Origin of the sequence: Kineothrix sp. MB12-C1 (genome assembly GCF_030863805.1) — a bacterium.
Lineage (GTDB): Bacteria > Bacillota > Clostridia > Lachnospirales > Lachnospiraceae > Kineothrix.
On sequence record NZ_CP132957.1, the window covers coordinates 1247527 to 1259400 of the forward strand.

The 11874-nt window shown below is 40.2% G+C and carries 10 protein-coding genes; all 10 read right to left on the reverse strand.

The window, feature by feature from the left end; genetic code table 11:
- Positions 1-14: 14 nt before the first annotated feature.
- Positions 15-953 carry an ABC transporter permease gene (locus RBB56_RS05820; RefSeq protein ID WP_306721440.1) on the reverse strand — a complete coding sequence of 313 codons (939 nt, stop codon included), beginning with the start codon at positions 951-953 and terminating at the stop codon, positions 15-17.
- Entirely contained in the window at positions 953-2059 is a 1107-nt protein-coding gene (locus RBB56_RS05825; protein WP_306721441.1) for an ABC transporter permease, read from the reverse strand. Before RBB56_RS05825 ends, RBB56_RS05820 begins: the two co-directional genes overlap by 1 nt.
- Positions 2056-3609: an ABC transporter ATP-binding protein gene (locus RBB56_RS05830; RefSeq protein WP_306721442.1), complete on the reverse strand. Its 1554-nt coding sequence runs from the start codon at positions 3607-3609 to the stop codon at positions 2056-2058. Before RBB56_RS05830 ends, RBB56_RS05825 begins: the two co-directional genes overlap by 4 nt.
- Positions 3610-3689: 80 nt before the next feature.
- Positions 3690-4832 carry a BMP family ABC transporter substrate-binding protein gene (locus RBB56_RS05835; protein ID WP_306721443.1) on the reverse strand — a complete coding sequence of 381 codons (1143 nt, stop codon included), beginning with the start codon at positions 4830-4832 and terminating at the stop codon, positions 3690-3692.
- 71 nt (positions 4833-4903) lie between these two features.
- Positions 4904-5833: a ribokinase gene (rbsK, locus tag RBB56_RS05840; RefSeq protein ID WP_306721444.1), complete on the reverse strand. Its 930-nt coding sequence runs from the start codon at positions 5831-5833 to the stop codon at positions 4904-4906.
- Between the two features lie 266 nt (positions 5834-6099).
- Positions 6100-6603: a GreA/GreB family elongation factor gene (locus RBB56_RS05845; RefSeq protein ID WP_306721445.1), complete on the reverse strand. Its 504-nt coding sequence runs from the start codon at positions 6601-6603 to the stop codon at positions 6100-6102.
- A 285-nt stretch (positions 6604-6888) separates the two neighbouring features.
- A complete protein-coding gene (locus tag RBB56_RS05850; protein ID WP_306721446.1) occupies positions 6889-7827 on the reverse strand; it encodes a tRNA dihydrouridine synthase in 939 nt (312 codons plus the stop codon).
- A 24-nt stretch (positions 7828-7851) separates the two neighbouring features.
- Complete coding sequence (locus RBB56_RS05855; RefSeq protein ID WP_306721447.1) at positions 7852-8601, reverse strand: alpha/beta fold hydrolase; 750 nt, start codon at positions 8599-8601, stop codon at positions 7852-7854.
- Positions 8602-8645: 44 nt separating this feature from the next.
- Entirely contained in the window at positions 8646-9317 is a 672-nt protein-coding gene (locus RBB56_RS05860; RefSeq protein ID WP_306721448.1) for an LD-carboxypeptidase, read from the reverse strand.
- Positions 9318-9673: 356 nt separating this feature from the next.
- Positions 9674-11677: a methyl-accepting chemotaxis protein gene (locus RBB56_RS05865; RefSeq protein WP_306721449.1), complete on the reverse strand. Its 2004-nt coding sequence runs from the start codon at positions 11675-11677 to the stop codon at positions 9674-9676.
- Positions 11678-11874 lie beyond the last annotated feature (197 nt).

Below are 11874 nucleotides of genomic sequence, written 5' to 3' on the forward strand. Positions count from 1 at the left end.
ATAAGTCTGATTAACTATTTTTCTGCCAATTTTTCACGTTTTTTCTTATCTAAAGAGCTCCTTCTCGCCGCGTATACCACGAGTCCTACAATCGTTACGAGATAAGGGAGCATCTGAACCAACTCCGGTGGAATCATCGTAATCTGAAGGGAGTAAGACAGTGCTTCCGCCGCTGCGAATAAAAGGGAGGATAATGCCGCTCCTATGGGAGTGGAGTTCCCCATAGCATCTGCCGCCAAGGCGATAAATCCACGTCCTGCCGTCATGTTCTTGGAAAACCATGTCACATATCCCATGGACATGAATGCACCTGCCATACCACCCAGAATACCGCTGATTCCAAGTGCAATATATCTTGTTTTCAAAAGACTCACACCTACGGAAGACAAAGCACCCGGCGCTTTTCCCGCCGACCGTATCCTAAGCCCCAGAGGTGTCTTATACAGAAGGATATATACTGCAATAATCATTAGAAAAGCAATATAGGATACTACATTATGATTGGATAGAACATCACCCAGAACCGGTATGTCTTTGACAATCGGTATTTCCACAGAAGGAAGCTTTCCTGAATTGAGCGCAATGGTCGTCCCTTTATCCCTCACTACCGCATACATGAAATAAACCGTTCCTCCAATCGCCATGGTATTGAAGGCGATACAGGTAAGTACGCTATCGGCTTTCAAGCTCATGGATACATAACCGATAGCCAGAGAACAGATAACCCCCGTAAGGATAGCCATCAGAAAACCGAACCAGGGACCAAAACCGAAGGCACTGGAAAAGACACCGACAAGAGCAGATACAAGCATGACTCCTTCGATACCTATATTGGTAATCCCTGCATTCGATGTGATAACCGCCCCCATAGACGCCAGTATCAACGGTGTCGCCACTCGAATTACAGAAAACAAAAAGGTGGTACTGAAAATAGCTTCTAATACACTCGACATTATTTCGCACCTCCTGCTTCTAATAGATTTCTGGATACCTTCGTTGTCATTTTGTGTCTGAATCCGGAAAGGAAAGCTGCCGCTGCCACCAATACGATAACCAGACCTTCAATGATTGCCACGATCTCCGCCGCGACATCTGACTGCTTATACATATAATCCGCACCTATTCTTAGATAGGCTACGAAAAAGGCTGCTACCGGAATATAAGCCGGATTTTCTTTCGCCAAAATATTCAAGATAACACCATCAAAGCCATATCCCGGCAGAGAAGACCACTGAAAACGAGAATACATGCCAAGCATTTCGGTGCTGCCGCCCACTCCGGCAATAAATCCCCCGATAAGCTGAGAACTCATAATCACACTCGCTACGCTGATACCGGCACATTTAGCAAAGTGAAGATTGCTTCCCGTCATACGCAGCTTATAACCCCACTTTGTTTTAAACATGAAAATATATGTGAGAATGACGAATACTGCTACAATAAATATACCTGCATGAAGTCGGGTTCTCGGAATAATATTGCCGAGATTTACTCCCTCTCTAAAGCTGTAAGAAGCCTTATAAGCGGAATCAGGATCTCTTGCCACCTGATTGAATATATATGTGCTCAAATAGAGAATCACATAGTTCAACATAAGGGATACTACCATTTCGCTGCAATTCCACTTGATTTTTAATATACCGGGAATCGCACAAACCAATGCACCCGCTATTCCTGCCACCACCATACCTGTTATAATCACCAGAATAGGAGGGCCAGGCATATAGATAGCCAGAATCGCCGACATAAGAGCACCCATGAACAATGCTCCCTCCGCTGACAAGTTAAACTGATTTGCCTTGAACATCACATTTACCGCAAGTCCAGCAAACGTGAGCGGAATCATCGTTTCCAAAACTGTACTGAACCGCCTTACAGAGGTCAAAGGGCCAACAAACAGATTACCGATTGCCGCAAACGGAGCTTCTGTCGAAAAAGACATAATAACAAAAGAAATAGCAAATGCAATAAAAATAGCCAAAGCAAAACGGAGCATCTCAAACCATGTATTAAATTGTTCTACTGTCATTTTTTTCATCGATCTATCTTTTGCCTTCATAATATTGCACTCACCTCTTTTTCTGTCTGTTTCTTTACACCCAGCATATAATAGCCGAGCTCTTCTTCCGTCAATTTAGATGTATCTTGAAAATAAGCATTGATCTTTCCATTATGCATTACCACTGTGCTGTCACTAAGTTCCAGCACCTCATTTAAATCGGCAGAAACGAGCAAGATGGCTGCTCCTCTGTCTCTAAACTCCACGATTTTTCTTCGTATTAACTCCGATGCACCCGCATCAATACCTCGGGTAGGCTGTTCCGCAATGATAATTTCAGCTTCCTGTGTCAGTTCTCTGGCTGCGACGACCTTCTGGATATTACCGCCGGACAGCATCTGTACCTGATGTTGGATAGATCCGCACAGAATATTAAAATCCTTTACGAGAAACTCCGCCTGTTCTTTCATTTTCTTTTTATCCAGGAAGATACCGTTCTTTTTCAAGAAGCTTTCTATTTTATCCGTAAACATATTGTCTACGATGCTCAGCTTCGCCGCACATCCGTTAGTCATACGATCCTCCGGTATATAAGTCAGCTTATTCTCACGGAATACGGCAGGTTCAAATTCCTCAATTTCTTTTCCGCGTACTTTTACGCTTCCGCTTACCGGCTTTTTCATCCCTGTCAAAACTGCTGCCAGCTCAGATTGCCCGTTGCCCTCCACACCGGCGACGCTTAATATCTCTCCCTTTCTCAATTTCAAGCTGACACCATCGAGTGCCTTCTTGCCGATGCCGTTAACATAGACCAGATCTTTTGCTTCCAAGCATACCTCTCCGCGTTTTGCCGGTTTCTTGTCCACATGGAGAACGATTTCCCTCCCCACCATTTTATTCGATATATCCTGTGGACTTGTATCCTCAATGAAACAAGTATCCACCGTCGTTCCATGCCGCATAATGGTCACTCTGTCGCATATCTCCATAATTTCATTCAATTTATGGGAAATGAATATAATGGTATGTCCCTGCTTTTTCAGCGTATTCAGCTCTACAAAAAGTTCTTTCGTTTCCTGGGGAGTCAAAACCGCCGTAGGCTCATCTAAAATCAGAACTTTTGCTCCGCGTACCAGAGCCTTTAGAATCTCTGTCTTCTGCTTTACTCCTACGCTGACATCTTCTATTTTGTCGCTGACATCTATATTAAAGTTATATTTTTCCGAGCATTCTTTCGCCTGCTTGATCATCTGTGCTTTGTTCATGAACAGGCCGTATTTTTTTGGTTCATTACCGAGGACAATATTCTCTGCAATCGTCAATGAATCTACAAGCATAAAATGCTGATGTACCATACCGATTCCGAGGCTGATTGCCTTTTTCGAATTTTCTATCTTCACTTCATCTCCGTTCAGTATGATCCTACCCTCTTCCGGTGTCTCAATACCGAACAATATCTTCATCAAAGTGGATTTTCCCGCTCCATTTTCTCCAATCAACGCATGAATTTCACCTTCATGGACTTCAAAATTTACATTTTTATTAGCTACAATACCATTCGGATATACCTTCCAAATGTTTTCAACCTTCAAAATTACTTTTTCATTCATCCCTATACCCCGCGTTCTTTGTATGATGCGAGGGCGTCCGGCATAACAAGTGCGGATGCCCTCAACAATCATAATTCTTTTTACGGTGCAACGCTGCTTCTTAGTTTGTCAAGCTCTTCTGTTGTCATACCGATTGCTGTGCTTACCTTTAATTCGCCTGAAATTAATCTAACTTCAATATCTTCAATTGCTTTTTTTTCTTCATCGGTCAATGTGCTGTTATAAACCTCATTCTTCGCAAGACCTATACCACCTTCCACGATACCGAGGCTTTCAGATTGTCCCAATGCAAGCTCTCCCTTTAAGTCGAGGTCAATCGCTCTGAAAATAGCATCACCTACATTTTTCATCATAGAGGTTACAATCTGGTTTGCTGTCTCCTGATCGCCGTTTGCAGCATATCCTGCCGACTGGTCGGAGTCAACACCTATAATATATTTATCCGCTTCTACCGCTGCTTCAATAACACCAAGACCTGTGGGGCCTGCCGCAGCAAACATAACTTCTGCACCCTGATTGCTTAAAACGATGCCATGCTCTTTTCCTTTTGCAGGATCATAATAATCCCCGGGATACGTTGCAATTACCTTAACATCAGGATTTACTGCAAGTGCTCCTTCTATGTAGCCAACTAAAAAGTCATTAATAGGAGGAATATCCATACCACCTACAAATCCCAACATTCCCGTATCCTTCGCAAGTATTGCCCCAACCGCTCCTGCCAGGAAGGAACCTTCATTTTGCTTGAAGGTAGCACAATATACGTTGCTGTAATCTCCGCTCGCAAAATCAACTGTATTGTCCATCATAAGGAATTTCTTTTCCGGATAAAGCGGTGCTATATTCTGCATCGGTTCCACCATGGAAGGGGATACCGCAATAACATAATCCACATCTTCTTCCGCCGCGTCGGCTAGTGCCGGTTCCCATTTGGATTCTTCATCGCCGGTTTCTATTACTTGTACACTGAGTCCCAATTCATTTTTCAATCTCTGCATTCCTGCATTCGCTGAGTCAAAGAACCCTAAATCGCCCAGATTTCCGTTGACAATTAAAATTGCACTTTTCCCGGAATCTTCTCCATCCTCTGCAGGCGCATTATTCTCAGCCGGAGTTTCTGCTGCCGTCTGCCCCCCACTGCTTTGCTCCGTTTTCTGTGCTCCGCAAGCCGTCATGCCAAATACCATAACCCCTGCCATTAACAATGCTGTTAACCTTTTCATACACAATACCTCTCTTTCTTTTCTTCTCCCATTAGTCTGTTTCTTTATACAAACAAAGTTCCGCAAGCGTTTTACACGCCCGTACTAGTCAAAACTTCGTCCGCTTCTTCTCTATCCGGAATAGAAGTTTGTGCTCCATTCCTCGTCACTGCAATAGAGGATGCTGCATTGGCAAATATCACAGCTTCCCTTGGCCCTTTATCCTCCGCAAGTGCTACCGTAAAAGCGCCGTTAAAACAATCACCTGCTGCCGTTGTATCTACGGAAACCACCTTTCTGGTCGGAAATATCTCGGCACCTTCTTCGCTTACAAGAAGTGCGCCCCTCTCCCCCAAAGTAACCAGTACATTTTTTACTCCTTTTTGCAAAAGAACTTTCGCTCCTTCTGTAAAATCTTCTATTGTCTCTCCGTCTCTTTTGCACAGTTTCATCAATTCTGTCTCGTTGGGAGTTATGTAATCAAGCTGTTCCAAAATCCCATCCGGTAGCTCATCCGGCGCCGGTGCAGGGTTAAGTATCACCACCTTGCCCAGTTCCTTTGCCCTTTTTACTGCATATGAGATCGCATCATATGGTATTTCCATCTGCAAGATAACATAATCACAAGCTTTCATTACATCATCATACTCCTGTAAATATGTAATATCACATTCCTGATTGGCCCCTGCTACCACAACAATGCTATTATTTCCGCATTCATCCACATATATGCTGGCCGTTCCGGTGCCCTTCTTCTTGCTTCTTTTAAAATACCTTGTATCCACACCACAGGCAGAAAGATTACTTTTCTGAATATCTCCAAATTCATCCTCTCCCACACAGCCAAGCATTACTACATCTCCTCCCAATTTGGCTGCTGCACATGCCTGATTGGCTCCTTTACCTCCAGGGATATAAGTAAGTTTTGTTCCAAGAACTGTTTCTCCTACAACCGGCATATTCTTCATCTCAATTACCATATCTACATTTAAGCTACCGATTATCAATATTTTCTTTTTCACCTAATCTTTCTCCCCTCCTTTATTTTTGTTTAAGAAACACATTTCCGAAATAGTTTTCTTTATATATTTATCATACATTTTTTCTCGAATTTGTCAACACATTTTATTATGTTTGTGCATATTATACTTTTTATATAAAGTATTTTTGTGCATTATTTCCCACCTCGAGAATTGAAAATCACTTTCCTATTACATAAAAAGGCCCTCTCCTATGAATCTTAAAATCATAGGGAAGGGCCTCCATCCTAAAATGTCGCTTATTTACTTTAGAAGCTCCTAATCTTATCGCTTCCGTCATCTATAGTCTTTTCTATCTTTTTCACCACAATATCATATCCAAAAGAATCATTTACCTGCACATGCACCCGATCCCCTGCCCTGTGCCCAAGAAGCGCCTTTCCTATGGGCGATTCCGTACTAATTAACCCTTCCAACGAATTCCCTCTGACGGTAGTTACAATTTTATAAACTTCTGTGGATCCATCCTCTTCAAATATAACTTCCACTGTATTATTTACTCCGATTTCATCCACCTTCGATTCATCGGAAATAATTTCTGCCGTCTTGATCATCCGCTCTAAGAAACGGATGCGGCTCTCATTTTTATTCTTTTCACGCTTCGCCGCATAATACTCGAAGTTTTCACTCAGATCCCCATGGGCTCTCGCTTCCTTTACCGCTTCCAGCGCTTCCTTACGAACCACTATCTTACGATATTCTATCTCTTCTTCCATCCTTTTAATATCATTTTGTGTCAATTGGTTATTCATAAGCCCCACCTTTTCTGTCTGAGTTCAAGCTCATATTCCCGAACTTTTCTTCCACTATTTTATCTCAAGTTGGGGGAAATAGCAAAGAAAACAACCACATAGTCAATGACTACGTGGCTGCCTCCTTCAAAAGAAAATGCGATTTTAAAAACCATACCCCCACCCAAGTTAGTTAGTATAATTACAAACAAACAGAGGATTTACATTACTTCTATAATATATCTAAATCATAAAGATTTGTACATGTAATTTCCTGCCATTTTTTGTATATTTATGTTGTTATAATTATATCAATTCTATTTCACTAAAAAGGTCGTCTATCACAACCTTATAATCGCACAACCGAGAGACCTTTCTTATTTTTTTCATGTACTTTTCGGAGTCCCGAAATATACGAATCATATAAAACCACAGTTCCTTCATTTTAAATAAAAGGGGGGTATCACCCGAAAGCATTATTTTATAATCCTCATATAACTTATCATGAAATGCTCTCAACACTCTTTTATCAAGCGCCTTTCCTGTTTTAATCTTTTGAATCAATGATGGATTGATAAGTAATCCCCTCCCCAGCATTACGGTATCTATTTGTGGAAACTCCTGGCAAAATTCCCTGTAGTCCTGTTCTTCAAAAAGATCCCCATTATAACAGAGGGAGCTTTGTGCTGACCGAACCGCATATGCAAACATTTCCTTATTCGGTGTATTTCTATAATAATCCGTCTGAAGCCTGGGGTGCACAACCAACTCATGCAATGGATATTGATTGAAAAGTTGCATCAATTCATAAAACTCTTCCGTACTCTCCTTCCCAATTCTTGTCTTTATCGAGATTTTACAATCTAATTCTTCAAATACTTTGCATAAAAAACAATCCAGCTCTTCTTTCTTTGCAAGAAATCCTGCACCTTTTCCTTTTGATACCACAGTCCCCGACGGACAACCAAGGTTTAGATTCACTTCATCATATCCATATTTCTCTTTAAGCTCTTTCGAAGCCCGAATAAAATGCTCTGCATTATTTGTCAGAATCTGAGGCACTACATACATACCTTTATTGTTTTCCGGCAAAATATCTCTCTCTTCTTTCGGACTTAGAGCACGATTTTGGTTCGGCGAGAGAAATGGAGTGAAATATTTATCAATATGAGGAAAAAATTGCTGATAGGCATTTCTATATATGTATCCTGTAATCCCCTCCATCGGGGCAAAATAAAAATTCATAAGTCTTCCTTTATCTCCTATCTTCTATCTCAAAAATTGCTTTAGCGTATCCACATATTTCTCCGGATTCCCCAGACTGCATCCACAATGCCCATATCCTTCAAATACAGCCATACTGCTGCCTGCTATTCGAGAAGCCGCATATTGAGCATCCTGCTTTATCATTTTGCTCTCTTTACTACCATATATGACAAGAACCTTTGCATTCGTCCTGCATATGCTTTCAGGCAATTTATAATTAAAATAAGTCCGATACAAGTTATAGTTGCTCTCTACACTCACCTCCATAACATCCTCTACTAGTTTATAGGCAAGTTCTTGAGGCCATCCACTATATTTACACTGCAGCCGCACGAGCCATTTCCACCGATACATTTTCTCCATAAAGGCCAACAGCCACTTTTGTGCCATTAGCTTTGCCATCACCTTCTTCGGACGGCTGATTCCACTCTCTAAGAAGGCATATTCCGCCACATATGGTCTTCTGCTCAAAACTTCCATCGCTATCTGGCTCCCAAGAGAGGCCCCTGCAATGCAAAAAAGCCTTCCCCCCAGCTCCTTATCGATATATTCGATTATCTTATCGCCTTCCGCGTTGGCCGATTCATAGGTAATCGCATTTTCTTCTCCATGCCCGTCCAATTCAGGCACAATGACACGATATTCATTTTCCATAAGCTTGGCCGCTCGCTCAAACATCCATTTTGAGTTACCTCCGCCATGGATAAGCATAATAACAGGAAGGCCTATTGACCCGTAACTATAGAATTTCATAGAATATTCCTCTCCTTTAACAAATCAATCGATATCTATACAGATCATTTATTTCTCTTTAAATAAATTTCTTCTCCTATTACAATACCTTTGGAATTAGCCCCATGACCGATTTCATTCGTTTTAGCAATCGGTAGGTCTGTTCCTACATATTGCCTTACTAAATCTATTATCATCTGAGAACCACTTTCTTCTTCCATCTTAGAAAAGGTCCCTAAAAGAATTCCGTTAATTCTATCAAATACATCAATTTGCTTTAATTGGTTTAAATATGTAACCATTTGCGGAATAGCTCCACCTAGCGCCTCCAGTAATAAAACCTTTCCATTCATATCAGGCCAAAACTGCGTACCGGCAAGCTTTAGCAGACATCTTATATTACCCCCGACTACAACTCCCTTTACTTCTTCCTTCTGCACAAGTTCATAGTTAAAGGAAAATAAATCCATTCGATCGTTAAGTATAGTATTTGTAAAGTTGGCTAGTTGATTTTCGGCATCTGCACTAATTATATTTCTCACCTGATATAATACAGATTTCTTACCGGTTTTAGCAAAAATCGCATTGATAACAGTCGTTAAATCACTATATCCCCAAAAACTCTTTTTACATTTTGCAATCGTTTGAAAATTCAAGAATGGAAGAATCTCATTTGCAATATCTCCACCGGAAATATCAAAAATTGCTTTTATCTCATCATCTTTATAAAAGTTCATCAAGCTTTCAGCCCTCTCTTGCCCTGAGCCACTGAAAACAGAGTTATTCTCATAAATATAATCGCTACTTTATCTTCCTTTTCCATATAAAGTCAATTCCTTTCATTTACAATTATAATATATTTCAAGTGATTTGAATTGCTTTCTCACAAGTATTTTCATTTTTGTAATTTCCTTCGTTACCATAACCTTGCCTTCTGTTATTCTACTACAAAATATAAACAAAAAACAGGTTAGAAAGTCTGTAAATATAGGACTCTTCTAACCTGTAATAACAACAAATAAATATTACCCGGAAAGTTATGCTACGGCTCACAAAAACCAGACCGCACATCTTCATAGAAATATAATTACTATTATATTTTAAATTTCTCAATTTCCTGATTAAGCTGGCTGGAAATCTGATTTAAATCTTGTGCTGCTTTTGCAACCTCTTCCACTGCATATGCCTGCTGGTCCATGGTAGCTGTAACCTCTTCGGAAGCAGCGGCAGTTTCCTCAGAAACAGCAGAAATACTTTCAATGCTTTCCAAGATATGCTCTTTATCTTCATTAACTTTAAGAACAGAATCACTGATTTGGCTAATATTTTCCGAAATAATATCATAAGAACTTTTTATCACTTCAAAAGAATCCACTACCTGAAGAACTGCTTCACTTTGTTTCTGAGAAATCGTCTTTAAGGAACTCATACGCTCTACCGAATTAGCGCTGTCACTTTGAATATTAATAACGATATCCCTCACTTCATTCGTTGAAGCGGCTGACTGTTCGGCAAGCTTTCTGATTTCTTCTGCTACCACCGAGAAACCTCTTCCATGCTCCCCTGCTCTTGCAGCTTCGATAGAAGCATTCAAAGCTAGCAGATTGGTCTGTTCTGAAATATTAGAAATACTATCCAATATAACGCCAATTTCAATCGTACGGTCATTTAATTGGCGAATCACCTCTTCTATACTATTATTTGCCGTCATAGACTCTGCGTTTCTATTCTGCAATGTGTTAATAGACTCAATGCCATCCGAGTAAGCAGATGCTGTTTCCTTGGCCGATTGTACCATATGGTTTGTATAATCATTCAATTCATTCAATCTTTCGGATAAAGACATTCCAATATTCACGCTTTTTTCGGCATCCTGTGCCTGATCTTGTGCACCTACCGCAATATCTTCCACCGTCTTCGTAATCTCATCAAAGGAAGCACTCACTTCTTCACTGGTAGCTGCTAAGCTATGAGCAGAAGTCGTTAAAAGTGAAGATGCATTAAGAATATTACCAACTAATTTACTTAAATCCAAAAGGGTTTCATCAAAGTAAGCACTCAATACACCAATTTCATCCTTTGATTTTACTTTGGACAAAAATCCTAATTCACCGGTTCTCGCTCTTTGCATAGACTCAATCAATTTTTTAATATTCCGATTGAACCTTTTGGTGAATAGTAAAACAAGTACAGACCCGGCAGCAATTGCAATCGCGGATGCAACAACTAAAAGTATGATGATTCTATTACTCTCCGCTTGAATTTCATCCAAATAGAACGTGGATACAACAGACCAATCAATATTGTTCATATAATAAACAGATCCGTATTTGGTCTTAGTAACACCGTTTTCTTCATATGTATAGACTAAATCTTCCTGCTTATTTGCTATCGTATCTTTGATCGCCTGTGTTACCAGCTCTGTGCCGACTTTGCTTTCATCTGCATGCGTCATAATAATGTTATTTTTATCAATAACCATAGGATATCCTTTTTCCCCAATTTTGATATCCTTAGTCTGAGCATTCATCACTTTCAAATTAATATCTGCAGCAATAACACCTATAAATTGATTCGAAGCATTGTATACCGGATGAACCGCTGTAACTACCATTTCATTTATTGTCGTATCGAAATAAGGATCAATCCATACAAAATCACCTGCATTTTTTGCTGCGATATACCACTCTTTATCCCTGGGATCAACATCGCCCAAATCATCTCTCGCAGGCCTCATAAGAACACGGCCGTCCTCCAACGCTGCATAAATAGCTGTGATATTCGGGTTTGCTTCTACATAGCTTTCCAGTACCTGTAATAAAACATCTTCTTGTGAGCTATTATCCATAACTTTTTTTAGTGCATTTTGTCCAGCCAATGAGCGAATCACAACCTCATAGCCGGATAAATAGTTCTCGATGGAGAAACCGATCTGTTTGTTTAGATTCTTTACCGATTCCTTTTCTGTCTTTGAAAATGTGTCAGAAACTCTGAATGCAATTAAGCTCCCCACAACAACTTGCGTAATTACCATGGCTGCAATAAAAATGGTGAGAATAAATTGCCCCAAACTCCTTTTCGCTTTAATTGTTTCCATATGTACCCCTCCCTACTTCCTCCTGTGTATAAAATATAATTGTAAATGCATAAAAATTATATGTTGATAGTATTATAGTGCTTTTCTATTACATACACAAGCGAAATTGTGCCTAAAGATACATATTTTGCGATATATTTACACATTATCTGTTTATGCCGCTATTTGTCTGATAATCTAAGGGTATATTCACACTA

Coding starts and splice junctions, on each gene's coding strand:
- RBB56_RS05835 (WP_306721443.1), bottom strand. CDS start 4,832: ATGAAAAGGTTAACAGCATTGTTAATGGCAGGGGTTATGGTATTTGGC.
- RBB56_RS05850 (WP_306721446.1), bottom strand. CDS start 7,827: ATGAATTTTTATTTTGCCCCGATGGAGGGGATTACAGGATACATATAT.
- RBB56_RS05830 (WP_306721442.1), bottom strand. CDS start 3,609: ATGAATGAAAAAGTAATTTTGAAGGTTGAAAACATTTGGAAGGTATAT.
- RBB56_RS05865 (WP_306721449.1), bottom strand. CDS start 11,677: ATGGAAACAATTAAAGCGAAAAGGAGTTTGGGGCAATTTATTCTCACC.
- RBB56_RS05860 (WP_306721448.1), bottom strand. CDS start 9,317: ATGAACTTTTATAAAGATGATGAGATAAAAGCAATTTTTGATATTTCC.
- RBB56_RS05820 (WP_306721440.1), bottom strand. CDS start 953: ATGTCGAGTGTATTAGAAGCTATTTTCAGTACCACCTTTTTGTTTTCT.
- RBB56_RS05825 (WP_306721441.1), bottom strand. CDS start 2,059: ATGAAGGCAAAAGATAGATCGATGAAAAAAATGACAGTAGAACAATTT.
- RBB56_RS05845 (WP_306721445.1), bottom strand. CDS start 6,603: ATGAATAACCAATTGACACAAAATGATATTAAAAGGATGGAAGAAGAG.
- RBB56_RS05855 (WP_306721447.1), bottom strand. CDS start 8,601: ATGAAATTCTATAGTTACGGGTCAATAGGCCTTCCTGTTATTATGCTT.